This window comes from Streptomyces sp. NPDC019224, assembly GCF_040632605.1.
GTDB lineage: Bacteria > Actinomycetota > Actinomycetes > Streptomycetales > Streptomycetaceae > Streptomyces.
Genome location: NZ_JBEYCF010000021.1, coordinates 12,985 through 38,919 on the forward strand (window position 1 = coordinate 12,985; position 25,935 = coordinate 38,919).

General features: G+C 69.3%; 17 protein-coding genes and 5 pseudogenes. 9 read left to right on the plus strand and 13 right to left on the minus strand.

All coding sequences use genetic code 11. From position 1 onward, the window contains the following. Positions 1 to 46: 46 nt before the first annotated feature. The 4 genes from ABZ564_RS15880 to ABZ564_RS15895 all read right to left on the minus strand — a co-directional run bounded on the left by ABZ564_RS15880 (position 47) and on the right by ABZ564_RS15895 (position 6,332). A complete protein-coding gene (locus ABZ564_RS15880) occupies positions 47 to 2,134 on the minus strand; it encodes a LamG domain-containing protein (protein ID WP_360855793.1) in 2,088 nt (695 codons plus the stop codon). Between the two features lie 842 nt (positions 2,135 to 2,976). Further along, positions 2,977 to 3,510, minus strand: coding sequence for a hypothetical protein (locus ABZ564_RS15885; RefSeq protein ID WP_360855796.1), 534 nt, complete (start codon positions 3,508 to 3,510; stop codon positions 2,977 to 2,979). A 379-nt stretch (positions 3,511 to 3,889) separates the two neighbouring features. Next, positions 3,890 to 4,273, minus strand: a complete 384-nt coding sequence (locus ABZ564_RS15890) for a hypothetical protein (RefSeq protein WP_360855963.1) — start codon at positions 4,271 to 4,273, stop codon at positions 3,890 to 3,892. Between the two features lie 163 nt (positions 4,274 to 4,436). Next, entirely contained in the window at positions 4,437 to 6,332 is a 1,896-nt protein-coding gene (locus ABZ564_RS15895) for a hypothetical protein (RefSeq protein ID WP_360855798.1), read from the minus strand. A gap of 1,281 nt (positions 6,333 to 7,613) precedes the next feature. On the opposite strand from ABZ564_RS15895, the gene ABZ564_RS15900 reads away from it, so the two are divergent. Beyond that, positions 7,614 to 8,228 (plus strand): helix-turn-helix domain-containing protein, encoded by a 615-nt coding sequence (locus ABZ564_RS15900; RefSeq protein ID WP_360855801.1) that lies wholly within the window; start codon positions 7,614 to 7,616, stop codon positions 8,226 to 8,228. A 90-nt stretch (positions 8,229 to 8,318) separates the two neighbouring features. Here ABZ564_RS15900 and ABZ564_RS15905 read toward each other — a convergent pair whose 3' ends face one another. After that, a complete protein-coding gene (locus ABZ564_RS15905; RefSeq protein ID WP_360855803.1) occupies positions 8,319 to 9,035 on the minus strand; it encodes an NADPH-dependent F420 reductase in 717 nt (238 codons plus the stop codon). Between the two features lie 143 nt (positions 9,036 to 9,178). Further along, positions 9,179 to 10,492, minus strand: coding sequence for an NtaA/DmoA family FMN-dependent monooxygenase (locus ABZ564_RS15910; protein WP_360855806.1), 1,314 nt, complete (start codon positions 10,490 to 10,492; stop codon positions 9,179 to 9,181). A gap of 373 nt (positions 10,493 to 10,865) precedes the next feature. Here ABZ564_RS15910 and ABZ564_RS15915 point away from each other — a divergent pair. Beyond that, positions 10,866 to 11,441: pseudogene (locus tag ABZ564_RS15915) on the plus strand (transposase family protein); the annotation flags it as partial. Positions 11,442 to 11,447: 6 nt separating this feature from the next. Here ABZ564_RS15915 and ABZ564_RS15920 read toward each other — a convergent pair. Continuing rightward, positions 11,448 to 12,524 (minus strand): hypothetical protein, encoded by a 1,077-nt coding sequence (locus tag ABZ564_RS15920; protein WP_360855809.1) that lies wholly within the window; start codon positions 12,522 to 12,524, stop codon positions 11,448 to 11,450. 725 nt (positions 12,525 to 13,249) lie between these two features. Here ABZ564_RS15920 and ABZ564_RS15925 point away from each other — a divergent pair. Continuing rightward, a pseudogene (locus ABZ564_RS15925) lies at positions 13,250 to 13,971 on the plus strand (dienelactone hydrolase family protein). A 102-nt stretch (positions 13,972 to 14,073) separates the two neighbouring features. Here ABZ564_RS15925 and ABZ564_RS15930 read toward each other — a convergent pair. Next, positions 14,074 to 14,445 (minus strand): hypothetical protein, encoded by a 372-nt coding sequence (locus tag ABZ564_RS15930; RefSeq protein ID WP_360855966.1) that lies wholly within the window; start codon positions 14,443 to 14,445, stop codon positions 14,074 to 14,076. An 836-nt stretch (positions 14,446 to 15,281) separates the two neighbouring features. Between ABZ564_RS15930 and ABZ564_RS15935 the strand changes: the two genes are divergently transcribed. The 3 genes and pseudogenes from ABZ564_RS15935 (at position 15,282) to ABZ564_RS15945 (ending at position 18,201) form a co-directional block, all read left to right on the plus strand. After that, positions 15,282 to 16,598 carry an NYN domain-containing protein gene (locus ABZ564_RS15935; protein ID WP_360855812.1) on the plus strand — a complete coding sequence of 439 codons (1,317 nt, stop codon included), beginning with the start codon at positions 15,282 to 15,284 and terminating at the stop codon, positions 16,596 to 16,598. A gap of 122 nt (positions 16,599 to 16,720) precedes the next feature. Then, positions 16,721 to 17,119, plus strand: a pseudogene (locus ABZ564_RS15940) (IS5/IS1182 family transposase); the annotation flags it as partial. A 143-nt stretch (positions 17,120 to 17,262) separates the two neighbouring features. After that, the gene (locus tag ABZ564_RS15945; RefSeq protein ID WP_360855814.1) at positions 17,263 to 18,201 is read left to right on the plus strand and encodes a hypothetical protein; all 939 of its coding nucleotides are present in this window, start codon (positions 17,263 to 17,265) and stop codon (positions 18,199 to 18,201) included. Positions 18,202 to 18,242: 41 nt separating this feature from the next. Here the strand turns inward: ABZ564_RS15945 and ABZ564_RS15950 are convergent, their stop codons facing one another. The 4 genes from ABZ564_RS15950 to ABZ564_RS15965 form a co-directional block, all read right to left on the minus strand. Further along, positions 18,243 to 18,944 carry a hypothetical protein gene (locus ABZ564_RS15950; protein WP_360855817.1) on the minus strand — a complete coding sequence of 234 codons (702 nt, stop codon included), beginning with the start codon at positions 18,942 to 18,944 and terminating at the stop codon, positions 18,243 to 18,245. A gap of 252 nt (positions 18,945 to 19,196) precedes the next feature. After that, positions 19,197 to 20,888, minus strand: coding sequence for a DUF885 domain-containing protein (locus tag ABZ564_RS15955; protein ID WP_360855820.1), 1,692 nt, complete (start codon positions 20,886 to 20,888; stop codon positions 19,197 to 19,199). 276 nt (positions 20,889 to 21,164) lie between these two features. Further along, positions 21,165 to 21,857: a histone-like nucleoid-structuring protein Lsr2 gene (locus tag ABZ564_RS15960; RefSeq protein ID WP_360855823.1), complete on the minus strand. Its 693-nt coding sequence runs from the start codon at positions 21,855 to 21,857 to the stop codon at positions 21,165 to 21,167. A gap of 323 nt (positions 21,858 to 22,180) precedes the next feature. Beyond that, a complete protein-coding gene (locus ABZ564_RS15965) occupies positions 22,181 to 22,708 on the minus strand; it encodes a GNAT family N-acetyltransferase (RefSeq protein WP_360855826.1) in 528 nt (175 codons plus the stop codon). A 90-nt stretch (positions 22,709 to 22,798) separates the two neighbouring features. On the opposite strand from ABZ564_RS15965, the pseudogene ABZ564_RS15970 reads away from it, so the two are divergent. Then, positions 22,799 to 22,942 (plus strand): annotated as a pseudogene (locus tag ABZ564_RS15970) (IS5/IS1182 family transposase); the annotation flags it as partial. Between the two features lie 509 nt (positions 22,943 to 23,451). Next, entirely contained in the window at positions 23,452 to 24,144 is a 693-nt protein-coding gene (locus ABZ564_RS15975; protein WP_360855829.1) for a phosphopantetheine-binding protein, read from the plus strand. 51 nt (positions 24,145 to 24,195) lie between these two features. Here ABZ564_RS15975 and ABZ564_RS15980 read toward each other — a convergent pair whose 3' ends face one another. Beyond that, complete coding sequence (locus ABZ564_RS15980) at positions 24,196 to 25,059, minus strand: oxygenase MpaB family protein (protein ID WP_360855832.1); 864 nt, start codon at positions 25,057 to 25,059, stop codon at positions 24,196 to 24,198. A gap of 749 nt (positions 25,060 to 25,808) precedes the next feature. Here ABZ564_RS15980 and ABZ564_RS15985 point away from each other — a divergent pair. Continuing rightward, positions 25,809 to 25,853: pseudogene (locus ABZ564_RS15985) on the plus strand (hypothetical protein); the annotation flags it as partial. Positions 25,854 to 25,935 lie beyond the last annotated feature (82 nt).

The window sequence follows — 25,935 nt, forward strand, 5'->3', positions numbered from 1 at the left end:
TCCTGGGGGCCTGCTCGCAGGGGGGCGCTGCGAGCGGGCCGCGGTTCTACAGGTCCGGGTGCTCACCCGGTTCGGAGAGCCGACGGATCTCCGTCGGCGACAACAGGCCGGCGTAGGTGCGCACTTCGTCCACGTCGCCGTCGAGGTGGTGGGACCCGCCCTGTCCGTCGCCGTCCCGGCCGACCTGGAGCGCTCGGTAGGCGTTCCAGGCGTCGGTCGCGGAGTACGGGGCGCTGTCGGCGAGGGTGCCGTCGACGAAGAGGCGGACCTGGCCGGCCTTGCTGTCGTACTGCACCGCGAGGTGGTGCGTGCCCTCGCTGTAGGGGGCGGTCAACGTGGTCGCCGCTGCGTCGGCGGTGTCGGCGTGGGCGAAGACGGCTTCCCAGGTGGTGTCGCTTCCCCGGTAGCGCAGGGTGAAGGCGTCGGCCTCGTCGCCGCCCTGGGCCAGAATCGCCATGTCCTGTTCGGGCAGCCACTGGTGCAGCCGTACCTGGGCCGTGACGGTGTAGCTCCGGTCGGTGTCGACCTGGTGGCCGTCGCTGTCGAGGTGATCACCCTCGCCGTCGAGCGAGATACTGCCCTCGCCGGTCAGTGGGTCGGTCGTGTCCAGGTGGGCGTCGCCGGAGAGGATGAGGCTCTGGCTTCCGCCGGCCTCCGGCGTGTCGGTGTACGACTCGTCGGTGCGCACGGTGTTCATCGCCCAGTACCCGGTGCGCTGCGGTGTGCGGTGGCCGATGTCGGCGATCTCGTCGGGCAGCACGATCCGGTCCCAGACGCGGACATCGGCGATGTCTCCGTGCCAGGCGCCGGTCCAGTGGGCGCCGTCGTCCTCCAGTTCGCGCCCGATCTGCAGGTATCCCTGAGTGGTGCCGTCGGGGACGGCGGCATCGCCGGACGCGGCGAGGGAGCCGTCGACGTAGAGCTGCGCGGTCCCGGTCACCGGGTTGTAGACGCCGGTGAGGTGGGACCAGTCGCCCGGCGTCGGGGAGCCGCCTGTGATGCGGGTCGCCCCGTCCGTCCCGGGGAGGGAGAAGGTGAAGGAGAGCTGTCCGTCCTCGCCGGAGGCCGTGCCGAGGGTGAAGTTGGAGGGTGCCAGGAAGCCGGTCTGGCTGACCGCCGTCATGCCCCGGTCGATGTCCTCGGGACGGACCCACGCGCTGACGGCGAAGGTCTTGGTGGAGTCCGCGGCCGTGGTCTCGGCCACAAGACCGGCGCCGTAGGAGCCGTCGAATGCGGCGGCACCCACGGCGGTCGTACCGCTCGGGCCCTCGGCACCGAAGGTGACGCCCGCCTTCACCCAGGCCGGTGTCCCGCCGGCAGCCGCTTCGGCGGTCATGGAGCCCACTGGGTCGTCCAGCTTCCACCGGGCCACGTCACCCGCGGGCGATCCGACCCGGATGGTGTACCGGGTGGGCTCGCTGACATTCCCCGCCCCGTCGACCGACTGGACCTCCAGGGTCGTCACTCCCGGGGAGGGCGGCGTCAGCCGCACGGTCACCGGTCCGCCGGGCTCGTCCGGTCGCGCGGTGGCCGGGGCCGCCCCCACGCCGAAGGCGTAGCGATATGCGGTGACGTCGGGAGAGGACGAGGCGAAGGTGAAGGCCGGGTAGCGCCCCACGGCGTCCACCCACTCGTCGCTGCCGAGCGGTATGTCCGGCGAGGTGACCTGAGGCGCGGCCGGTGCGTGGACGTCCTTGACGTACTGGCACCGGCCCTGGTGCAGCGAGTCGCTCCAGGGGCCGTAGCCATCGGCGTCCTTGGCCCGTACCCGCCAGCTGACCGGCCCCTCCGGGACCGTGTCCGGGACCGTCCAGGAGAACGACGACCCGCCGGCCTTGGACGTGGTGACGGCCCGCAGACGACTCGGTGATGTGGAGCCCTCGGTGGTCCAGGTGACCTCGAACTGTGCGCTGACCGGATCGCCGTCGGGGTCGTTCAGTACGGCCCGGAGGGCGGGTGAGACCCGCACCGCGGTCGGCGTGACCGCATCGCAGGGCCGGTCCCCCGTGGTCAGTTGGTCGAGGGAAGGCAGCGCCGGTCTCTGCCCGGACAGTGCGAAGGCGGGCAGCGAGGTGCCCATGGCCATCCCCGCGGCGAGTACGACGGTCAGTGCGCGAAACGTGGTTCTTGGCAAGATACGACTCCCGGTCGGTCGGCACGGGGACCCGCGTCGTGGCATGGCCGAAGCGGGCGGCCCGCCCTCCGGTCCGTCCCCCCTCGCAGGTGAAGCACTGTCACCAGCACCCCCTCTGCCCCGTCGTGACCTTATCGGTGAGGTGTGACAGCCGCTCCGATGTGCTGGCAGACGGACCAAGGGCCGACGCACGGCGGAAGGCCGCCCCGTGACGTGGAACTCGTTCCCCCTCGCGTCGATGAACTCGCCGGGCGCCCGGCCACGTTGGGTGACCTCCCACCGCACCCTGTTCCGCGTCTCCTTCCGCGCCGCGGGCGGCCCATCACCGGCGAGACCGCACCGGCGGGCCTCCGCCGCGGTCGGACATCCCAGGCGCGGGACTCGGCCGTGTGTCAGTCGGCCTGGTCCTGCCAGAAGGCCCACTGTGCGGAGCGGTCCTCTCCGCGAGGTCGAGGCGGATCGCGACGAGGCCGGAGTCGGCAAGCGCGCCGGGGGGACCGGGGCGCAGTACGCGGAACTCATTGCCCGCCGGATCGGCCGGTACATCCCAAGGGACCTCCCCCTGACCGATGCCGGCCCGTGGGGCACGGAGCGCGGGCAAGCGCGCCACCTCGGTCTCCCCGTACGTTCCTCCGGCAGGGGCGAGGTGGGTCGGTTCTTCTGCGCCGTCTTCGGGTGGGTGGTCGGCATGAACCGCAGGTGCAGGCCGTCCGTACGGCGTGCGAGCCGGAAGCCGAACCGTTCGGGTGTCGCCGACGCTGTCGAGACGGCCGTGGGCGCGGCCGTCGGGTGGCCCGGCTGGGGGTTCCGGCGGCATCGCTGTGTGCAGCGGCGGAGTCTGGTCAGCCGGGGAAAGAGAAGTAGAGCGTCTCGCTGTAGAAGGATGCGAAGTGGCTCTGCCAGTCGGCCCGGAGTGAGGTCAGCCAGTCGTCGTTCCGGCCGGCGATCGCCGCCTCGGCCTTGGTCACGTTGTGGGGGATTTCCTCGGAGACCAGGCGTTGCACGCTCGCCGCCGAATCGTCTCCCTCCATCGAAATGATCTCCCCGGTCTCGAGGATGAAGTACTTCGCCTGCTGCTTCTCGAGGTGGGCCGTGGTCCTGGCCACGCACTCGGCGAACGCGGCATCGTCCTCCAGGCCCTTGCCGACCGCGTGCAGGAGGTCGCGGAGCAGGTTCGCCCCGTCGGCGTAGTCGGCGGCGATGCCGATGGGAGGGCTCCAGATCATGGACGGGACGATCGTCGTTCCGCGCCCCACCATAAGCTTGTGCGCGAGCGGAATGTCCCAGTTGTGCTCGGATATGCATCGGATTTTTTTGGGGAGCTCCGCCTCGTCCGGCATCGAGTCTGCGGCGTAGAGATACGAACGATTTGCCATGGTGGCGACGCTAGCAGCAGGGACCGACAACGCCGGGCCAGGCACCCGTCGGCAGGGGTTCAGCCGATCGGGAAGGGGGCTCCGGGGTCGGTGCCGCCGAAACGTGCCGGGGCACGCGCCCCCGCTTCCGCGGTGCGAGGGACCGGCCGATGCGGGTCACGATCAGGCGGCCCGCCACGGCGGTGCGGGCTGGGTCGCCCGCCCGCGTCCTCGGGTGTGTGGCGCACCCGCTCGCCCTCGGCCGGTACCTGTGCACTCGCCGCCTCGCACCACAGTGCACCGCATGCCCGCATCCCCGCATGCTGGAACAAGGGCCGCCCGTCCTGGCGGTTTCCGGGATACCCGACGCCGGCGTACCGGCGAACAACCCGCCGGCCTGTTACGAGGTGGGGTCAGGGGTTCCGTTCGTGGAGCGGCGGCGCTGTTTGAGTTCGGCTTCGTGGAGGTGGTCACGGCCCTGGGCGAGGTCGTGGACCAAGCGGTGTTCGAGGCCGGCGAAGGGGCGGTAGTAGGTGCGGTTGTACGCCTCGATGATCTGGAAGGTCCAGTGGCCGGGGATGACGTTGCGACCGAGGACCTCCCGCTCGACCAGATCGGCTTCCGCACCGTGGCCGGCTTCCCGCAGCAGGCGTACCGCGTCGCCGACCTGGAAGTCGGCGGTGCCCGTCAGTTGGTGGAACTCATAGAGCGCGCCCCGGGCCCGCTCCGTCGTCTCCAGCGCCTTCGAAAGCGCCCCCAGCGCCCCCACCGTCTTGTCGCTCATTCCCTCGGGACGCTGATGCGCGGCGTCCGGAACGTCCTGGTTTTCTTCGCTCACGCCGACATCCTTCCCCGCAACTCTCCGCTTCCTACCAGCCGGGCAGGCACACGGGGACCGACCGGACCATCAGGCGTGGCCGGGGAGGGAGATCCGGCAACCATCGGCTTCAGCCGGTGCCGGGTGGGCTGATCAGCAGGCCGGTGCGGGTGCGGGCCTCCACCGTGGTGGTGGCGGGGTTCCGTACGACGAGTGTGCGGGTGGAGGAGGTTTTTCCGCCTGCGGTCAGGCTGGTGACACCCCGTGAGCCCGCGGCGAGCAAGTAGCGGTTTCCGTCTCCGTCGCGGTAGATCATCGATGCCACGAGGTGCTGGCCGAAACGCGAGCAGTCGGCGGTGTTACGAGCGGCACCTGCCTCGAGCGGCCGGCCGCCATCGGGCCGCATCCCGATGATGATCCGGCCGGGGCCCTGCCACGTGTCGGCTCGCATGCAGCTCCACGTACCCCTGCCGCCGCCGGGAAGCTGTTGGCCGGCGAAGTCCCAGGTGTTCACCGCCCGGACACCGGATTCCAGTTGTGGCAGATCGCAGGAGGTCTTGGACCACGCCAGAAGAGCGGCTGAGCCGGTGGCCTCGACGGGGCGTACGCCCGGGCGCTTCCTGTCCCCTCCGCCCGGAAGAGGCTGGTAGGTGAGGTGGGCGGGGGAAAGCGCGCCGAGGTCGGTGAGCAGGAAGCGGTGGTTCTCCACGATCTTCGCCGACGAGCGCAACTGCAGGGCGGGCCACGTACCGCACCCCTTCTTCGGCGGGATGGGAACGGACTGGGTCACTCCCCCGGCGACCCGCAGCGGCTTGGGGAGGTGGTCGGGGGCACGTAGGTCACGCAGACCGATTTCGGAGATCCAGGGAGCGAGCAGGTACCGAGCCGAGGAGGACCCCCGCAGAAGTGTGAGCGCCGAGCCGTCAGTGACGTTGGAACCGTCGGCGAGAGCGATGTCCAGTGTCACCTCCGTGCCACCGGTTCGCGTGGGCTCGGTGTAACGAATGATGCGCTCCCCGTCATGGAAGACGACGATCCTGTACTTCTGCATCTCCCCCGCGTACAGCAGTCGGGGGGAGCGTGCCGGTCCCTCAGCCGTCGCACCGGGAGCGATCGTGCGCCGCACGGAGGGGGCGGGGTGGTCCCACACACGCAGCGCACGTGAGAGCAGGCCGTCGTCGCCGACCAGGTCTCCGCGGGCCGGCCAGGCCGTCAAATCGACGCGGGACGTGTCCGCCCAGGTGTCCGCGTCGCCGCGGATCAGGTGACGGGGATCGAGGGCCACAGAGGCGGCGGGCCGCCCTGCGGCCGGATTCGCCGGCGTGGAGGGAGCCGGGCGCAGCAGCTGCGCTGCGAGTACCGCGCATCCGGTGAGCACGGCCATGGCGCCCGCGACGGCCACCAGGCGACCGTTGCGTCGCCGGCGCAGAAGATCGTCCGGCGTTGTCTGCACTACGCAAGGGTCGAACTCGCTCGATTCGAGGGCACGTTCACCACCGGGCCCCAGCCGCTCGCGCAAGAGGCGAGCGGTTCGCGCTGCTGCCGGATCGCCTGTGACGCGACCGGCCTCGGCCTCGGACATCCCTTCCAGGACCAGCAGTGCGTACGACGCCCTGGTGGGGGGTGTCATCGCGGCCAGGCGCCGATCGAGATCGAGTTCGGCCACTCCGCCGGCGCGTGGAAACAGGCGCAGACCGACCACGGTGGGCACGCCGTGCAGCGTGCCCGCCCTGAGTGCCGAGCGAATGACATGGGCCCGCAGCCAGCCGTAGATGTCTCCGGCGGCTCCGACGCGAACACGGCGTGCCAGGCGCGGCAGCGCTCGCTGCACGATGCGATGCGCGTCAAGGACGCGGCGGTGACGGCCCCGGTCACCCGACAGCGTGAGATAGGCGAGACGCACCAGACGCGAGTAGTGCTCGATGAGCACCGCCTCCACGCTGTCGAGGGACACGGCCTCCTCGGAGGGCCCGGGGCCGCCTCGGTCCGGGACGTCCAGCCGTTTCGGATCGTCTCGCTCGCTCATACCCCATGGAACGAGCGAATCCTTGACCGGACACGCCCGTGACACGGTAATCGGCGGTCGCGTGTCACCAGCAGTGAGGTCCAGGCATGGGCCGCCTCACTGCAGACGGACGGGCGTCCGGCCCTCGGCGCCGAACCGTGTGCGCCCGGCCTGTGCGACGACTCCCCATCCGGGCCACAGCCTTCTTCCGGGGGCGCTTCGCCGAGGAGAGCTACGTCCACGCCATCTGCCGCGGCCGGCTGCGCAAGCCCCGGGGGTGACCGGGCGAGCCGGCCACCCCGGGGGGACTCGTCAGTCGCGCGCTCCCCCCTGCCGGGGTGCCACGGCCATCGAGTTCGCGGCCCCTTGATGACGAACTGGGAACCGGGCTCGACCAAAATGTCGCCCTCTGCGGAGTTGGCGATGGTCACCTCGCTCAGGTTCGCGCTGCCGCGCGCCCCGCCCATGGCCAGGATTCCGGAGCCATTGACCGACTTGTCGATGGTCACGTCCGAAAGACCTGGAGACAGGGACGTCCTGGCGTTTCTCCCCGACCACTGCGAGGAAGGCGGCGGCACACCGGCTCGGGTCCGCACCGGTGAAGGCCCGGGCGACGACGTCGTCCTGGAGCGGTCCGCGGAAGGGCCGACGGGACCATGGGCCGAGGCTGGGGAGGGCCTCCCGCAGATCGTGCCTCTGCTCGCACCGGACGCGCCGCCGGCGGATGAGCAGCACTACCAACTGTGCCCCGCGTTGCCGCCCAGCACCGTACCCCGGCCCCGTGGCACCGCACGTCCCGCGCCGGGGGCTCCTGCGGGCACCGGGTTGCCGGGCAGTACCGCACGTCGACACCGCTCTCGCGGTGGGCATCACCGAACTGCTCCGGGGCCTGGAAGACCGACAACGGGTCCAGCGTGGTGATCATGGACGGTGCTACCGATAGGAACCCCGCGACGTTGCCGTTGGGCAGCAGCGGCCGGTTGCCGAGTGCCGACTTCGACTCCGGGTCGGCGCCCTCGGCCTGCGGCGGGAAGCTCCTCCACCTCGATCTTCAGCTTCTCGTCCACCGGTGTCCGGGCCGCAAGCAGCCTCGGCACGTCGGTCCATGCCTCGCCGGGCTCGCTTCGACCGTGAAGGGCGGCGCTTCGCGGTGCTCGTAGGTACCGTGGCGTCAACCTGCCGCCCTGGAAGATGCTGATGCCCGCCGAGGCCGGCAGTAGCATCGGAACTCATAAGGAGATGGTCTCCGTTTCACGGGCGGGGACAGCGGCTCTCCGCATGGCCAATGAGAGGTGCAACGGCATGGGTGATGCAGCCACCGGCGGACGCCGGCAGCGGACGGACAAGCAGCGCAACCGCACGCACATCCTTGAGGTCGCCCAGGAGTTCTTCGCCGAGCAGGGCATCACCGGCTCCATGGACGCCATCGCCAAGCGGGCCGGTGTCGGCCCGGGCACGCTCTACCGGCACTTTCCCAACCGGGAGGCGCTGCTGGCCGCCTTGCTGCAGGCCCGCGACGAAGAGCTGGAGGCACGTCGCGTCGCCATCCAGCACGAGGTGACCGATTCCCGCGCCGCGCTCGCCCAGTGGCTTCAGGCGGTGGGCGAATGGGTGACCGCCTTCGACGGCCTGCCCGACCCCCTGCGGGCCGCGCTGACCGAAGGCACGTCCCCTCTGGCCCTCACTTGTCAGGGCTTCGTCACGACCACCGAGGATTTCCTCCGCGCGGCCCAGCGTGAGGGCAGTGCGCATTCCTGGGTGCGGGGGCGCGACCTGTTCCTCAGCACGCTGGCCGCCGCCTGGGCACGCGGTGCCGCCATGGCCGACGAGTCGTCGCCCGACGCGCTCGTCTCCCTCATGCGCAGCGGGTGGGAGGTTCCCACGAGGAGCACGGCTTCCGGGAGCGGCGAAGGGTAACCACACGCCTCGGGCCCCGGCGTCGGTCGACGTCGAGGCCCGAGGCGCGCAGACAGGACACAGGGTGACGGCGCCGCCGCACACGTGCTGTCAAAAGGTTCGCGCGGCCACCTTCACCCGCCGGGCCGTCCGCAGCGCGTCGCGCAGCTTGTCGGCGGGCAGGGGTGCCGCGGGAGCCTGGAGCATGCTCTCGGCCGGGGTCTCGGGATCTGCCAGGTAGATACGGGTGTAGGCGCCGGCCTCGGGCTCGAAACGCCAGCTTTCGTCCAGGGTTCCGGCATCCACCGTGTCGAAGCCGAGCCGGCCGATCAGTTCTGCCGCCCGGGTCTTCGCGTCGGGGTCGTCGCCGGCGATGGGCAGGGCGCTGCGGTCCGGGGCCCCGGTGGGCCGGGCCAGCTGGGGGATGTGGTGGGCCAGGATGTTGTTGAACGCCTTGACCAGCAGCGCACCGGGCAGAAGCCGCTGTTCCAGCTCGGCCGTGGTCACCTCTTCGGAGTCGAGTTCAGTGATCCGCCCGTCGCGGTACGGGTAGTAGTTGCCGGTGTCCAGCACGGTCCTGCCCGCCAGGAGCCCGGCTGACAGGTCGCGGTACGCGGTCAGGGGGATGCTGAGCACGGTCGCCTCCCCGGCTCGGGCGGCCTCCTCGACGGTCCCTGCCGTGGCGCGCGGCCCCAGTTCCTCGATGAGGTCCGTAAGGCTCCGAGGACCGCGTGAGTTGGCGATCACCACGTCGATGTCCGCAGCCACCGCCAGCCGTGCGACCGCGGACCCGATGTTGCCGCTTCCGATGATTCCCAGCGCCGGCATCGTTACTCCTTGCTTCCTTGAGGTGCACCCGAACCAAGCGGTCCGGGCAGGTTTCGGTGATCATCACCTGCAGTGCCGGGCGGAGCAGGGCGGACACGCCTGCTGCGCCGAGGCGCCGGATCGCGGCGACGCGCTGGTGGACATCACCGGTCCGCCGTTTCCGTGACGCGCGGGTCGACGCCGTACTGCTCGCGGGCATGGAGGTGGTCACGCAGGGTGAGGCCCTCGTAGTCGAGGTGGAACAGGCCGCGTTCCTGCAAGAGCGGGACGACCCGGTCGACGAAGGCGTCGACGCCGTCGTGGTACCCGTCGATGGCCAGGGAGAAGCCGTCGCAGGCCCCGGCCTCGAACCACTGCTGCATGTGGTCGGCCACATCGGTGGCGGTGCCGGTCACGACCGGGTGGTAGTCGATGACGCCGTGGGCGAGTACGTCGCGAAGAGTCCAGCCCTCCCGTGCCACCTCCAGGGCACGGGCGGAGCGCGGGTCGTGCGGGCTGGGTACGACATCGGCCAGTTGGTCCGCGGTCAGCGGCTCGTCGATCTGCCCGTAGCCGAGCGGCAGGCCGATCATGGCACCGAGGTAGCGGACGCGTTGACGCAGATCCACGGACTCGTCCAGGAACCGCCGCCGGTCGAGAGCGGCCCGGCGGGAGCCGGCGATGGACGGCATGAAACCGGCGAACATCTTCACCTCGTCCGGGTCCCGCCCGGCGCGCTCGGCGGCATCGCGCAGCGCCTGCCGCTGCGCCTGACCGTCCTCGACGGTGTAGGGGTTGGCGTAGACGCCGTCGGCGTAGCGACCGGCCAGCTCCAGACCGTATCCGCCGCCGCCCGCCTGGAAGATGACCGGCTGGCCCTGCTCGGAGGGCGGAATGGGCAGCGGGCCGCGAGAGGCGACGTGGCGGCCCTGAAGACCGACCGGCTGGATCTTGTCCATGTCGGCGAACCGCTTGCCGTTCACGTCCAGGACCCACGCGTCCTTCTCCCAGCTCCCCCACAGCGCCTGCACGATCTGCACCACCTCGTGGGCCCGCTCGTACTTCTCCGCCCGCGGCGGGACGGTGCGGCCGAAGTTCGCCGCGGCGGCGGGGTCTGATGTGGTGACCGCGTTCCAGCCGGCCCGGCCGTGGCTGATCACGTCCAGCGCCTTGAACTGGCGGGCGAGACTGTAGGGCTCGTTGAAGGTGGTGGAAGCGGTGGAGACCAGCCCGATCCGCTCCGTCTCACGCGCTATGGACGTCATCACCAGCAACGGATCGATCGCGAAATGCGGCACCTGATGATCGAGATCCACATCCAGAACCGGAGTGTCCGCGAAGAACAACAGCTGGATCTTGCCCCGCTCGGCTGCCTGCGCGTACCGCACGAACTGATCCATGTCCGTATAGCTGCGCAGGTTCGCCCCAGGAAGGCGCCACGCCCCGGGTTCGGCGCCGTAACCGCTGGTGAACTGCATGCACAGGAGCATCTGACGGCTTGACACGGCCGGCCCTCCAGACGAGATCAAAACGGAGAGTGTCTCCGATTCACTCGCTCCGACGATACGGAGACCTTCTCCGCATTGTCAAAGGAGGTGGTCCCCCCAAGAAGGGAAGGGAAGCCGAGGTGGGGGAGCCGCAGGCGCGCAGGCCAACGACACCCGATGGACTTGAGTGGCGAGCAGTGAGCGTTTTCAGCGTGGCCACCGATCGGGTGATGGGCCGTGTTGGGTCAACATACGGAACCAACAGGGCTCCCGTGCCGTTGAGGGAGGTTTTCGACGTCTCAACTCAGCAGCACAGGAGCCCTGTTGGTTCCGTATCCTGCCGCACTCGACCTGCCCCACGGCCTTCGGGATATCCGTCGGTACCGCCCACGCCTACGTCACCGGGGTCACCGATCTGCTCGCCAAGCAGGCGCCAGGTCTGCTGAAGACGCTGCGCGTGTACGACCCGGAGTTCGTTCTCCTGGACGGCACGCTCGCCGAGTGCGACCGCGTCGGTGACGGCAGTGCCGACTACTCTTCGAAACACAAACCGCACGGGGTGAACGTGCAGGTCGTCACGGACCCGGCCGGGCAGATTCTGTGGCTGTCGCCAACGCTGCCGGGCCGGACCCACGATCTGACGGCCGCCCGCACCCACAAGATCCTCCGGATCTGCGCGCGCCAGGGGGTCCCGGTCCTCGCCGACATGGCCTACATCGGTGCGGGCGACTGGGTCACCACCGCCAAGCGCCGCCCGCCGGGCGGTGAACTCACACTCACCGAGCGAACCGTGAACCGGGCCCTGTCCGAGGCCCGGGCACCCGTCGAACGAGGCATGGCACGGCTGAAGTCCTGGCAGATCTTCCGCAGATCCCGCATCAGCCCCAACCGTATGAGCGTCATCACCAAAGCTGTCCTCACCCTGGAGAGGCAACGCTGAGAACGCTCATTGGATCAGGTCGGTGTGCGGATGCTCGGGGGAGGCCGGGCAGACGTAGATCTGCATGTTGTCGGTGCTGCCGACTTCGACCTTGGTCGGCTGCGAGGGGCTCTGGCCGCAGCAACGCCCGGCGGCATTGGCGGCGGCCTGGTCTTCGTAAGGTGCCCAGCTGTGTCCCTCACCGCCGTCCCATTCGTAGGAGGCGATGGTCAGCAGCGGGACCATCTGCACATCACAGACAGTGCAGTACCGGGGACTGGGGTCGGTGCGGCCCCACGGAGGCCAGCCGCCTACCTTCCAGCCGGGCGCGTCAGCCAGATGGACGTCATAGAAGTCCCGCGGACAGTCCGCGTGCTCGGAGCCGTCCACGTCGACGTCGGCCGCCTGCCATCTGCCCCAGTCCTCCACCATCAGCTGCATCTGCGGGCTCAGATCGAGGCTGTTGGGGTACTCGGTGATCGCTTCCGGTGCCAGTACGCACGGCTCCGGAAGATAGCCGTCACCGTTCACCTCGTATGGTTCGGGCGGTGTGGCGAGGATGTCGACGACCTCGGCGGCGGACCGCCAGAACAGTGCGGTTGACGGCTTGTGATGCGGATCGTGGTCGTAGGGGCACCACAGAATCTGGAGCAGATCGGCCTGTCCGGGCGGTCGCAACAGGGGTATGTCGCGCAAATGCAGCTGGGCCACGGGCAGCATGGGGACCGGGCAGTCCGCGGGTGGAGGGCCCACGGCGAATCGCTCCGCGAGCATCGCGGCGTTCCGCTCCTTGACCGCCGCCTCCTCGGGCGTTGTCCCACGGCCATGGTGATCACGGTGCCACCGGGCCTGCATGCGTCTCTTGAGCCGCACGGCGGCCGGCGACTGGCGGAACCCGCTGTCCACGTGCAGGTGCGAGGCTTCACAGTGCGGCCACGGCTCTCCAGCCGGCCACAGCAACGGCCCCCCGACCGAGCTGTCCTCGACAGAAGGCGCGCCAGGACGAGGGTGCAGCCGGATCGCAGCACGCGCCAACGGCGCCAGCTCGGGAAAGACCGCGGCCACGTCCACGCGCCGCGGCGGAGTAGTACGTACGAAAACCATGCCGGTGATCCTGCCACCAGCCACTGACAACCCCTGGCCGCCTCAACCAGCTCCAACGCATGCAGCCCCGGCCGCAGCGACAGCAAGCCCGCCTACGTGACAACCAGCGTGTTTCGGCGCAGCGATCACTCGATCAGTGGCCACTCTGAAAAAGCTCAGTGTGCAGCCCTGGGCGCGTGCTCGCCCCGACTCGGCGGAGCGGCAGGAGGAAACCGTTCCGCCCCTGCCGCAGGGCGGGGTCTTCGGAGCCGAGCCGGCGGATCGCTTCCTCGTGGAGTGGGAGCGGGGGCGCCCAGGTCTGCGTTCTCACGCCGGAGCCGTTGCAGGTTGTACCCGGAACGCCCGGCCTGGTGCACCGGCGAGGTTCTCCGCGCGGCAGGGAGACCGGTGCTCGAAGTAGCCGGTGAGCAGGTCCTGGTCGTGGCGGTGGAACGTGGCCCGGCTGATCCCGAGGTGTCGGCCGAGATCATTTTCGCGAACAGCACGGTGGCCTGCTGGGCCGGCATCGGCTTCATCCGTTGGGCCACGTTGTGCAGCCATGACTACCGGGACGGCATCGCGCCACACACGGATCGGCGATCCGGTGCTCCGCTGAGCGCCGCACGGGCCGGCGCCGGCCCGCTGCTGGATCGAGGATCTCGCGCTGCTGTGCGGGCTCCGCCTCCGTCGTTGTTGATCACAGGTTCGACCCGTCACCCCCGACAGGAGGATTCACGCCCACCAAGATGCGGCAGATTCCCACCGCGGACGGCCGGGCCGACGCGTTCGCGTCCTTCCCCGACGGTGGCGGGCGGCACCCAGGGGTGCTGATGTACGCCGACGGCTTCGGGATCCGGCCCATACTGCGGGAGATGGCCCCCGAGCCGGCCGGGCACGGGTACGACGTGCTGGCCCCCATCTCTTCCACCGGCATGGCCCGGCACCGGTGATCGAACTTCCCGAGCACATCGGAGAAGAGGGCCGGTCCGCGGTCTTCGCCCGGTTGATGCCCTTGATCGAGGCGCCCACCCGAGAACGGGTCCTGAGCGACGCCGACGCCTACCTCACGTTCCTCACCGCCCAGCACGAGGTCAGCGCCGGACCGGTTGCGGTGACCGGCTACTGCGTCGGCGGACTCCTGGCGACGCGCACCGCCGCGGCTCACCCCGGCCAGGTGGCCGCCCTCGCCGCATTCCACGGCCCGGTGGGAATCGACGGACCCGACAGCCTCTCCAAGCTCACAGCCGAGGTCCACTTCGGCCACACCGAGAGCGACTTGACGCCCGAGACCCTCGGCGAGCTCAACAAGTCCCTGGACGCGGCGGGTGTCGGCTACACCTCCGAGATCTACCCCGGCACCATCCACGGCTTCACCATGTCCGACACCGACGCCTTCGACCCCGCCGCACTGCGGCTTCACTGGGAGAAAGTTGAGTGGCAGTCATTCCTTCGGGTGGCGGCATCTTGACAGGGAGCCCGCTCCTCGTGGCCGCCCCGGGACGGTGGCGGGCCGGCGGGCAGAGCTGCCCTTCGCGTCGGCGGTGCCCGCCGTGGTGGGGTTGAGCGGGTTTCAGAGGCTGATGACGGCCCAGATGCGCCGGCCGTCCGCTCCCGTCTCCGTGCCACACCCCGTCACAGCGGAGACCGCGGTGACCTGGTGCAGGATGTCGTCGCCACCCGGCTCGTGACCCGCGGCTGCGGGGGTGTGGTGGGACAGGGCGAGGATGCATGCCTGCTGGTCCTGGTCGGACACGTGCACGCTGACGCGTCGGCCGCCGTCGGCCACCGCAGCGTTGACGAGCAAGCCCGTCACGGATTCGATGGCTTCCGCGTCCGGGCGGTATCCCCATTCCGTGAGCTGCTCGGTCACCTTGCGCCGTGCCACACCGGCGGCCCAGGGAGCCGACTCGATCGTCCAGTTCGCCCCGCGCCGGTTACACATACTCACGCCGCGCCGCACCGTACGCGCAAGTCGACCGGGCCCGGCCGGTGTTGTGGCCGGGGCGGCCAGAGTTTCCGGCCGGGGCGGGGAGACGGGCTTCTTCGGCGGGGGCGGGGTCTTCGGTGGGTAGGACGGCGGGGTGGGCTGCTCCGCCTCAGGCGCGGTCATGGATTCTCCCGACGCTCATGGACACGTGCGTGACCAGGGACCAGCGTAGCGTTCCAAGGCATCGTAAGGACCCAGTCGGCCCCTCCCGGACCGCGCTGAAGACGACCCTCGCAGCCGTCCACGCCGAGGCGGCGCCGGTCACCGCACACGCTCCCGCGGCGGGAACGGCGAGACGGCGCACGACCGGCGCTCTTCTCGGTCTCGCCGAGTCGTGCGCCGACCCCGCCTTCATCCACGAGCCCGCCCCGTAGGCGAGGGCTACAGGCCGGACCGGCTCCCCCGCGCCGGAGCCGGGGCGGTCTGCCGGTCACGGCTCAGTAGCGGTGTAGACGCGTACGGGCGTCCGGCTCGGTGGCCATGAGGGCGGTGGCGAGGGCACCCCAGGGCTGGTCGTCCACCCGGGGCACAGGGAATCGAGCCTCCAACAGACCCGGAGCGCTTTACCCTGCCAGGGCCGGAGATCTTCTGTATGGGTCTGGCCGTCGCCCGGTCCGCCTCGTAGAATCCAGGGTCCTGTGCGGCAAACGCCTCGATCAGAGCCCTGACCGTTTATTCCTGTCGGCCTTTCGGTCCAGGAACGCATCCATGCTCCCCTCGTCGGTGTCATGGCTGCCTGGATCACTCCCCCTGAGTGAGCGCTCCGCGAGGTGATCAGTGGAGGTGGGTCGTTGATTAAAGAGACATTCGATGGCGCCAATTCGGCGACGATCAAGTCCGCATTATTCGTGGACTTCGACAACATCTACTTGGGGCTTCGCGATATGGACCCGGAGGCGGCTGAAGCGTTCGCGACCCGTCCAGACAGGTGGATGAGTTGGCTGGAAGGAAAGAGCGATACAGGCGAAGCTACCCAGAGTGGCCCCACTCGCCGCTTCCTCGTGCGGAACGTGTACATCAACCCGGAAGCTTTCGCCAGGTACCGCGCCTTCTTCACGCGCAGTGGATTTCGGTCAATCGACTGCCCGCCCTTGACTTCCCGGGGCAAGAACAGCGCCGACATCTACATGGTGCTCGACATCATGGATGCCCTCGCGGACGAGACCCTGTATGACGAGTTTGTGATCATGTCCGCGGACGCCGATTTCACCCCCGTGCTGCAGAGACTCCGGGCCAAGGATCGGCGGACGACGGTGGTGGCGGCCGGCCTGAGCGCCGCCGCCTTCAGGGCGACATGCGATGTGTTCGTGACGCCTGAGCAACTCGCCGCGGCCTCGCTCAGGCACGAGTTCCACGCGACCAAGGTGACGCTCGACCGCGACGCCGAGCAGGTCGCGCTTGTCCTTCCACAACAAGCGGGCAACGACAAGCGCGAGGCAGTCGTCAAGGAGATCTACCGCGTTGTACGGGCGGCACCCCGTCCGCTCGCCTCAGCTGCCGCGGCACAGGCAGCACTCAACATCGATCCCTCGATGAAGGATTCCGCATGGTACGACGCCGGAAGCTTCAGCGGATTCGTGAAGACTCATTGCAATGATCTTGAATATGTTGCCACGCCACCCGGATACATTCTCGATCCAACGCTGCACTCCTTTGAGGACAAGGGTGGCCGGGCACAGCTTCCACGTCTTCTTGCTCAGGTGAGTGCCCTGACCGATGTGCCGGCATTGCAGCCGGACGCCTATGCCCTGCTGTTCGAGGTCCTCGCCCAGGACTTGCAGAGTTCTGCGTTTCAACTGTACCCGACGTCGAAGAGAATTCGAGACGAAACCGAATTGCGCGGAAACGCCGTAAATCGCAACGCCGTCAACTTCGTACTCAAGGGGCTCATCTATGTGGGAGAGCAGATGACCAAAGGCGTTACAGCAGAGACCCTTGCCGCAGCGTGGGTGGAAAACGTCTACACATTGTGTGCGAACGCACGGATGTCGCTCTCCGAGGAGGACCGGGAATTGATCCGTCGGTGGATCACCGGGGACGAAATCAGCGGAGGCAAGGTGGGGTTGGCAGCCGACGGTCCTGGGGAGACAGCCTCTCAAGCCATCTGACAAGGGAACATCTTCAACGCGGCCACCGATGGGGTGACGGAGGCGACGTGAGAGCAGGAGCTGCAACGGACAGGGCTCCCGTGTCGTTGAGGAAGCTGGTTCGAAGTCTCAACCCATCGGCACTGGAACCCTGTCGGTCACCTCTCCTCCCGCACACCCTGCTCGAGTGGGTCACGATGGTCATCATCACTCGTGAGGGTGACAGGCGGGACAAACTCCCGCCGTACCAACGTGCGATCGTCGCTCTCGCGTACCTGCACCGCCATGCCCCCTCGCACGTCTCGCAGCCGCCTCCGGAATACCCGTGGGCACCGCGCACGCCTGCGTCATGGCCGTTTCAGCCGGCTCGCCGGCCGAGCGCCGGGCCTGCCGGAAATGCCGAGCGAGCACGATCAGGGCTTGATTCCCCCCGACGGGACCCTCGCCATACGGGTCGGCGACGGCCGCGCCGACCATTCCGCCAAACTCACCAGCACGGAATGAGCGTCCGGGTCGTCACCGACCCGTATGGCGGGGTGCTGTGAATCTCGCCCGCCCTGCCGGGCCGCACCCACGACCTGACCGATCGCTTCGGGATGACCAACTGCCCCGTACTGTCGAAGCGGTGGCGCGCCGACAGAAGCAGGACGTAACCTCCTCTTCGATCCAGAGAAGAGGAGTCCTCATGGCGACGCGGGTCGACTTCAATTTCGGTGACGACGGAAGCCAGGAGAGCGTTGTCATCTCCTCCGACCAGCTCGCCCGAGTGGTGCGCGCCGCACTGCAAGACGAGGTGCTGCTGGCGGAGCAGGCCGCGCCTCATGACCTGTGGCGGGACATCGAAGCCGTGACCAGACTGCTGGAGGGCCTGGAGGATTGGCGGGAGAGGGCCATCGTGGCGGTCGACGAAAGCGGCACCGTGGACCGGAGCGCCCTCGGCATCGCCGCGAGCATGGGCGCGGCGAAGCTGTACGACCTGCTGGAACGGCACGGCCGGCCACGCACTCAGACACGGCTGACCCAGGTGGAGGTGTTGGAGAGCCGGGTGATCGGCGAGGACGGAGAGTGGGACACGGCCCGCGTCGTCGCCACCATGAACAGCTACGGATGGGAGACCGACGACAAGCGGGCCCGCGCACTGCTGCGGGCGCTGGCCGAGCAGGAGGTGCTGGAAAAGATTCCGAACCGAGGCGGACGCGCTGTCTACCAGGTCGTCGGCCCTCGGGACTGGCTGTACTGCCTGGACCCGGAGCGCGACACGATCGAGAACGGCCCCTCCACCCCTGCGCGGGTCGCGAGGCTGGCGCGCGAAGACTCCGGTCCGACCGAGTGGTGGCTCGGGAAGCCGCTGAAGCGGATGAGGGACGGCGACCGGCTGTGGATCTACTTCGGCGGGGTCGAAGGAAAGATCGCGGCGATGGCGCATGTGAGGTCGTCGCCGCGACCGGCGCCGATCGGTTCACAAAAGCCGTACGAGGTCGACGCCGAACTGGACCTGAAGGCGACCACGGCTCTGTCCAAGTCGCCGGTACGGCTGGAGGAGATGGATCAGAGGCACCCGCAGGCATGCGGGGAGATGCGGGCGGCGGACGTGAAGCTGGCCGAAGCGCGTGCCAACCTCTGACCACCTCTCCCGCTGGGCGCGCACCGCATCGCCGTGGGTGCTCAGCTCTTGAGGGCTTGCTCGATCCGCTCGAAGTCCTCAGGGCTGAAGTTGCCCCGGCTGATCTGCACGCTCCGGTTTTGTTTCGGCGTCACCACATTCGGATACGACGCCAGCTCCGGCACGGCGATCTTCCAGGTGGCCGCGATGCGCCCGAGGACGATCACCGCGTCACGGGACATGGCGCGGCGCACCAGGTGGAAGGAGAACGACTGGGAGGGCAGCGTATACGGGATCGGCCGCCACGACCGCGAATGGTAGCCGTGGAACTGCACGGCAAGGATCTGCCGGGCGAGTTCGTCGTGACTGTATCCCTGCTTCGTCAGGCCGTTCAGGGTCCGGGACCACCACCGGAGTCCTGGATGGTCCTTGTCGGGGTGCGTCAGGAAGTGGTTGGGGGTCCCGCCGGCGTTCGCGATGTGCTGCAGGGTTCGCTCGGTCACGCCGGGCCGGGCGTAGGCGGCCGGGTCTGCGTCGCTCACGCCCGGGTTGGCCAGCAGCATGACCAGGGGCGCGGTGTGGAGGCCGATGAACGGTTCCGGCGGGAGTGTCAGGTTGAGCCGGTACGGCGCGTCCGAGGCGAGGACTTGGGTGTCGGCGAGGGCTTGCAAGTGCGGCAGGTCTTCGGGGACCGCGTACGGTGCGCTGCTGGTCGTGCGGGTCCACGGATTGAGCACCCGGTCCCCCGCTGTCCGCGTCGTCATGGGGTGCAAGCCTACGAGCATCCTGCAAGCGGACGGACACGCTGGAGCATGGCGGTGGCCAGCTGTGGCTGGGTGGCGAACTCGGTGTCGTCCGGGACACCGCGGTCAGCAGCCGGCGTTCTTCGTCGGCGGCGCAGTCCGCCCCCAGGCAGAGGGCGCGGTCGATCGAGGCGGGTATCGCGGACCGGCGGCCCGCCGGGCGGTGCCCCGCCCGGAAGGTCGTCCGCGTCCGGGGCGGGGCCGTCCCGGCGGTCAGAGGCGGGAGAGCTCGTCGACCAGATCGTCCAGGCCCAGGGAGCCCTGGGAAAGGGCGGCCATGTGCCAGGCTTTCAGGTCGAATGCCTCACCGCGGCGCTCCTTGGCCCTTTCCCGGCCGAGGAGCCAGGCCCGTTCCCCGAGCTTGTAGCCGATCGCTTGCCCCGGCATCGTCAGGTAGCGGGTGAGCTGGCTCTCCACGTAGTGCGCCGGGCGGCTGCTGTGCGCGCCGATGAACTCCTGGGCGAGGTCGGGCGTCCATCGCTCACCCGGATGGAAGGGGGAGCCGTCCGGGATCTCCAGCTCCAGGTGCACGCCGATGTCGACGATCACCCGCAGTGCCCGCATCATCTGCGCGTCCAGATAGCCGAGCCGTTCCTCGGCGTCCGTCAGAAAGCCGAGTTCGTCCATCAGACGCTCGGCGTAGAGGGCCCAGCCCTCGATGTTGGCGCTGACCATGCCGACGGTCGCCTGGTAGCGGGAGAGGTCTCCTGAGACGTGTATCCACTGGGCGAGCTGGAGGTGGTGACCGGGGACACCCTCGTGGTACCAGGTCGACACCAGGTCGTACACCGGGAAACGGGTCTGTCCCATGGTCGGCAGCCAGGTGCGGCCGGGACGCGAGAAGTCCTCGGAGGGAGGGGTGTAGTACGGGCCTCCGCCGCCTCCGGAAGGCGCGATGCGGGACTCCACACGCCGTACCCGGCCGGCGAGTTCGAAATGGGTGCCGTCGAGGGCGGTGATCGCCTGGTCCATCAGTTCCTGGAGCCAGTCGCGGACCTCTTTCTCGCCCTCGATGTACCGGCCGTGCTCGCTCAGCCGGGCCAGGGCGGTCCAGGGGGTGTCCGCGCCGGGGAGGACTCGCTCGGCCTCTGCGCGCATCTCGGCCAGTAGACGGTGGAACTCCGACCAGCCGTAGGCGTACGCCTCGTCGAGGTCGAGGTCGGTGCCGTTGTAGTACCGGGCCCAGCGGGCGTAGCGCTCGCGGCCGACGGTGTCCGGGGCGGCTTGGACGGCGGGTTCGTACTCCTCGCGGATCCAGTCGCGCAGTCCGGCGACGGCGGCGGTGGCGGCGTGGGCCGCCTCGTCCAGCTCGCCGCGCAGCGCGTCGGGACCGCCCGCCGTGAACTCCTCGAACCAGCCGCGCCCTCGGCCGTCGGTGTCGGCCCATTCGTCGAGCTGGCCGGCGAAGGTGGCGGTGGGGCGGGGGGCCGCGTACAGCTCGCGTTCCAGACCGAGGGCGAGGGACTCGCGGTACCCGGCCAGCGCCCGGGGTACGGCCCGCAGGCGCTCGACGACGGCCGCCCAGTCCTCATCGGTCCGGGTCGGCATCGCCGTGAACACATCGCGGACGAAGTGTGGCGGCGTGGCCATGTTGCCCACGGCTCGCAGGTGTTCGCCGGCCTCGTGAACAGCGAGTTCGGCGGTGAGGCGTTCGCGCAACAAGCGGGCGCAGCGGCGCTCGGTCCCGTTGCCGGCGCCGGGCAAGCGCTCAGCCTCGGTGAGGCGCGCGAGGGTCTTCCGCGCGAGGGCCGCGAGGGCGTCGGCGCCGGCCGGCGAGGTGTCGGGCAGGCGGCTGGAGCTCTCCGGTACGCCGAGGAAAGTGCCCGTGATCGGGTCGAGCTCGACAAGGGCCTCGACGTATGCGTCGGCGACTTGACGAGGGAGCGGGTTGTCGATCTGCGTCATGCGGTCATACTCCCGCAGAGGTCAACGCGCGTCATCGGTCGTCCAGGGGCCGAGAGGCCCGCCACCGCAAGGAGCGCGGTCCCCGCTGCGGCCGTCCACCGAAGTTCGACCGGGAGGACTACAAGGCCAGGCACCCCGTTGAGTGCGGCATCCACCGCCTCAAGAGGCACCGGGCCGTTGTCCCCAGGTACGAGGAGCTCGCAGTGCGCTGCAAGGCAACAGTCCTCATCGCCGCGAACAACGACTGGGTGCGACCGGCACCTTCGGTCCCGGCGCTCACTGTGATGCTTCGTATGCCTCGCGGATGGCCGCGGGGATACGGCCGCGTTCATTTACGAGGTAGCCGTTCGCACGAGCCCAGAGACGTACGGGCTCATCCTCCGGACGCGGACCACGTGCAGGGGCCCTGCGAGGCCCCCTCCAGTCACCCGAAGAAACCCCTTCAAGCCGGTCGGCCACATCCTGGAAGAAGGCGAACAACGATATGTACTCGCTGTCTGCAGGAGACGCCCCCTCGCTCCAAGACCCCACCGTTCCGGTGCTCGTATTCACGAACTTCCCGTAGACACCGTCGCGCTCCGAGACGATCGGCACCCACTCCCTGCGCCAGGACGGGAAGTCGGGGTCTCCGGACGGTTCCATTTCCTCCATGGCCATCTTGTGGAGGTAGACACGCTCGACATCCATGAGGCCCAGAAGGAGTCCGCCGCCGGGGATGACTCCGGGGCACCCCAGCGCCACCAGACCCGATCCCGTACGTGGCTGCCGGCCTGCATCGATGTCGTGAGTCAGAAACCACTGCCGCAGCTGATCCGGCAGTTTCAGGCCCATGCGCAGTTCGGCTCGGCAGATGGCCGCCGGACTTCCCCTGCCGCCGAGAGCGGCGAACACATCAGCGGCATGATGCTCAAGCCACCTGGTCACCCGGCTCCACGCCTGCCGTGCGTCTCCTGCCCTCTGACGATCCATGGGCAGACCGTACCCAATGCCACTGACCACGCATGCTCCGGCTGCGCAGGTCGCGACGCACCGCACTTCGGCCCCTTCCGGCACAGGCGCCCGGCCGAGTACTTCCTGGTCGACGAACGCGACAGGTTCCGGCAGCGTCCCGAGCACGATGACCGGCCGCCGTCACAGGTACGGGTCGAGGGCTCCCACGCCGTCCGAGCCGCCGCCCACCTGCACAACCTCGCGCTCGCATCATGACCGGAGAACCGTAACCACAGGCCCTGACCTGCCCGAACACGGCCTTGTGCAACCCCCTTTCAAAGACGTCCCGTAACTGCTGATGGTCACCGGACGGCGAGGCGCAGGTCCCGGATGTACCAGTCGAAGCGTGTGCCGCCCTTGCTGTGCGTCGGCGTGCCGGGGGTGAATCCTGCCCGCTGCGCGACTGCGGCAGATCCGGGATTCTCCGGCTCGACCTGGATGACCACTTCCGTCCCTCCCTCGCTCGCCGCGTACCGGGACGCCAACAGGACCGCGCGGGTGGCCAGGCCACGCCCCCGCCAGGACGGATAGAGGCCGTAGGCTGCGTTCACCTGGCCGGGCGCCAGACCTTCTCCTGCGAACCGCAAGTCGATCGTGCCCGCGAGCACCTCGTCGGCGCCCGTCCGGATGCCGAACGCACGGAGTGGCCCTGCGGTGTCCCACTGCTCCCGGCAGTGCCGGAAGTACGCTTCGATACCCTCGCGCGTGCCGGGGCCGCCGTTGAGCCAGCGAACGAGTAGCTCGTCCTCCCCCGCGAGGTGCGCCTCCACGTCGTCCAGGCGCAGAGGGGACAGAGTGATGATCCCGTCGGACAGCTTCACTTCATGCATCCGGTGATTCTTGACGCCAGAGCCGTGCAGCACCATCGGATTCTGCGCGACATCACACAGAGTTCCCCGGGCACAGGAGATGGTCTCCGTGTGAGTGGTGTGATCACGGCGTCGGAACCGTCCTGAACAGCCCCGTTCTCCGGACTCGGTCCGCGGGCCTTCGGGAAGCTGGTGGCGGCGCCGCGCCGCGCAGGTGCGGACGCGGTCCGCAAGGGCCGGGCGTGGAGCCGTCCGCCGGTGATCTCCCGCGTCATACGGTCCCATCCGGGACAGTGACCGCCTGACAACGCGCGGTCAGCGAACGATCGCGTCCAGGATGAGAGGCGTCTTGGGCATTCCGAGCGAACGGCGCGGCACCGGGAGCGTCCACGCACAGACGAAGGACAACCTCGGGCGCCGTCGGGGACGACTCCGCATCCCGCTCGGCGTCGACGGGCAGGCCCAGGGACCGGTGGGCCGTAGCCGTCGCGGCCGTTATTGCGACCAGGGCCTCGTGGTCGCCCGGGTCGCCCGACAGCACTCCCACGGTTTTCCCACCAGCAGGGTCGGGCACGGCTCGGCACCGGCAGGAATCGCGTCGCGTCGGCACCCCGCACCGGCCGTTGTCTCCTCCCTCTTGGGATTTTTTTCCCTTATGGGCAAACCTTCGTGCTTTCTGCCTCGAACTCAAGGCAGAGAGCGTCCACGTGCGGCTCACCCTGAGCCGGGTTCTACGTGAAATGCACCCTTCCGAGGGAGCCACCATGGTCAAAACTCCGGTCACCGTCCCACGCTCGGCGCCTGAGGGCACCCGTGCCCAGCCCGGACTCCCATCGGAGCAGGCCGCTCGCACCGAAGCGGCGCTCGCCGCGGTGCTGGCCGATGTCATAGGGCGGGAACGCGTGGCGGTCACCAGCCACTTCTCCCGGGATCTGAGTGCCGCCTCCCTGGTGATGGCTCATTTCTGCGTGCGGGTACGGAGGCACACCGGCCTGCCGCAGGTCTCCATACGGGACGTCTACGCGCACAGCACGGTCCGGGAGCCGGCCCTCGCGCTGACGGCCACCACTCCCCCGGCCGCAGCGCCGCCGCACCCGGTTCTCACTCCGTCCACTGCGGCAACCGCTGCTCCTTCGGGCCGCGAGGGGTATGTCCTGTGCGGAGCGATGCAGTCGCTCACCTTCCTGGTCTACTCGTGTCTCATAGCGTTCGCCGGTGTCCGGGGCGCGGTCCGGTACGCCCCCGGCCCACGCGCCCCCACCCTGACCACCACCGCGCACAGCCTGGACATCACGGTGACCGATACCTCGTGCACGCCACCGGCCCCACGCACTCCGGATCCGGCTTGCGGCACCGGGGGCCTGGGCCTTCACCTCATCGATGACATGGGGGCTCGGATATCCACCGAATCCGTGCCCGGAGGAAAGTGCGTGCACGCGGCCTTCGACGACGCATGACGCCGCCATGCGATCCCGCGCCGGTCCACGGCCGCGCGCGGGATCACACGGTCACGCCGGTGGGGTCATGACCCAACGGATGGCCGCGGTCAGGGCATGTCCCGTCGGGGGCACGCACGCTTGTACCGGCCTCGGGAGCCGAGGCAGACCCAACAAGCTCTGGGCCCAGTCCGGGAGGGATACGACCGCGTTCAGAGCGAGAACGGCATAGGGGGCGCGGGCGAGCCACGGTAGAGGCGGGTGCAGCAGGATGAAGTGCGCTGCGGCGCGTGCTTCCCTCGTACTGCGCAGTTCGCTCCGGTAGCCGGCAAGCCGCTCGTCCAGTTCCCTGCGGTTGCCCGGGGGGTCCACCACGCCGAGCGCCTTTCCCACCCTCGCCAGATCGGCTACGTACGCGTCGCAGCCCTCGGCGTCGAGCGGCTCGGCTCCGAAGCACTGGTGGGCACTGAGGAAACTGTCGACTTCAGCGGCGTGCACCCAGCCGAGAAGATGCGGGTCCGATGCCTCGTACGGGGCGTTGTACTCGGTCGTCCCGTGCACTCGGCTGTGGACTTCACGGACCCGCTCGACCGCTTGCCGGGCGTGCTCGGATGTCCCGTACGTGGTGACGGCGAGGAACGTACTTGTTCGCTGCAGCCGCCCCCACGGGTCACCGCGGTAGCCGGAATGTGCGTCCACCGCGGCCATGGCCAACGGGTGCAGCGACTGCAGGAGCAGGGCCCGGAGCCCGCCGATGAACATCGACGCATCGCCGTGGACTCTGCGAATCGGCCGCTCGGGGCCGAACCATCGCGGACCGGGTGTCTGATGGATACGAGCGCGGTTTTCGGGCCCGCCAGGGCCGGCAACCCGCTCGAAGACTGCGCTGCCGAGGCGCTCGCGCACGTGCGGCAGCGCTCGTACGAACGAGGTCATGGGGGCAGTATGCGCCTCCAGGACCACTCTCGCGAGAAAGGGAACGGACCGCTCTCGCGAGAAGGGAAACACCGGATACCGGCTGCGGCGCACAGGGAGGCGGATCGACCGTCGAGGAGAGCGAACCGAACGGGTCCCGCCTGCCGTGGGCGACCAGGTCTCCTGGGTGACGGCTGCGGGATGGCGTCCGCGTAGGACTCTGCCGCCGAGGACGGTCGATTTCAGCTCGCAGTGGCTGATCTCGATCTCCCAGCGTTCTCGGTAGAGCACGTACGGTGGCGGGCGCCTCGTCGGGGTCGAGCAGGCCGGTGACGAGCCGGTGGGTGTGGTGAGTGACTGGGTGCTTACCGCTGCCGTCGGCGGGGGGAGGATGATGCCGGCCTCGATGCCCCGGACGATGACGTCACCTACGCCGGACAGGAACGTGCCGTCGGGCAGACGACGCGAAACCGGCAGCTTGAGCGCTGTGCTGCGGGTCTTGGCGCGGATGAGGAAGGCCGCGCCTGTGGACGCGCCCGTGCTCACGAAGGCGGTGGCGGAGAAGTCCCGGTCTCCCAGAAGCCGCGTCCCGGGCCGTAGCACTCGGCTCGTGCCCGCGGTGGTGCCCGGGTGACGGGCGCAGGTCGGCTCGCCGGTCGAATCGGTGCGGAAGACGGCATCCAGGAGGGTTCGGGTCCCGCAGGCCCCCAGCGGGACCCGACACCGCATCGGCTATCCGGGCCGAACAGCCACGCACGGTCCCGATGCTCATGCCCCATGCGGCGGCGGCGCTGATCAGCATCGAATACGGCACACGGGCTGGGGTCTCCACACCTGTCTCGGCGTGCTCTTCCAGTGCCGAGGCGATCGCCCTGGGGCCAGGCTCATCCGTGTCGG

What these genes read in the sequence shown, in the direction of transcription:
- ABZ564_RS15890 (WP_360855963.1), bottom strand. Translation starts at nt 4,273, where the DNA reads ATGAGCGACAAGACGGTGGGGGCGCTGGGGGCGCTTTCGAAGGCGCTG.
- ABZ564_RS15980 (WP_360855832.1), bottom strand. Translation starts at nt 25,059, where the DNA reads ATGACCTCGTTCGTACGAGCGCTGCCGCACGTGCGCGAGCGCCTCGGC.
- ABZ564_RS15920 (WP_360855809.1), bottom strand. Translation starts at nt 12,524, where the DNA reads ATGGTTTTCGTACGTACTACTCCGCCGCGGCGCGTGGACGTGGCCGCG.
- ABZ564_RS15955 (WP_360855820.1), bottom strand. Translation starts at nt 20,888, where the DNA reads ATGACGCAGATCGACAACCCGCTCCCTCGTCAAGTCGCCGACGCATAC.
- ABZ564_RS15960 (WP_360855823.1), bottom strand. Translation starts at nt 21,857, where the DNA reads ATGGATCGTCAGAGGGCAGGAGACGCACGGCAGGCGTGGAGCCGGGTG.
- ABZ564_RS15945 (WP_360855814.1), top strand. Translation starts at nt 17,263, where the DNA reads ATGGCGACGCGGGTCGACTTCAATTTCGGTGACGACGGAAGCCAGGAG.
- ABZ564_RS15910 (WP_360855806.1), bottom strand. Translation starts at nt 10,492, where the DNA reads ATGCAGTTCACCAGCGGTTACGGCGCCGAACCCGGGGCGTGGCGCCTT.
- ABZ564_RS15965 (WP_360855826.1), bottom strand. Translation starts at nt 22,708, where the DNA reads ATGCATGAAGTGAAGCTGTCCGACGGGATCATCACTCTGTCCCCTCTG.
- ABZ564_RS15905 (WP_360855803.1), bottom strand. Translation starts at nt 9,035, where the DNA reads ATGCCGGCGCTGGGAATCATCGGAAGCGGCAACATCGGGTCCGCGGTC.
- ABZ564_RS15930 (WP_360855966.1), bottom strand. Translation starts at nt 14,445, where the DNA reads ATGTGTAACCGGCGCGGGGCGAACTGGACGATCGAGTCGGCTCCCTGG.
- ABZ564_RS15950 (WP_360855817.1), bottom strand. Translation starts at nt 18,944, where the DNA reads ATGACGACGCGGACAGCGGGGGACCGGGTGCTCAATCCGTGGACCCGC.
- ABZ564_RS15885 (WP_360855796.1), bottom strand. Translation starts at nt 3,510, where the DNA reads ATGGCAAATCGTTCGTATCTCTACGCCGCAGACTCGATGCCGGACGAG.
- ABZ564_RS15975 (WP_360855829.1), top strand. Translation starts at nt 23,452, where the DNA reads ATGGTCAAAACTCCGGTCACCGTCCCACGCTCGGCGCCTGAGGGCACC.
- ABZ564_RS15900 (WP_360855801.1), top strand. Translation starts at nt 7,614, where the DNA reads ATGGGTGATGCAGCCACCGGCGGACGCCGGCAGCGGACGGACAAGCAG.
- ABZ564_RS15895 (WP_360855798.1), bottom strand. Translation starts at nt 6,332, where the DNA reads ATGAGCGAGCGAGACGATCCGAAACGGCTGGACGTCCCGGACCGAGGC.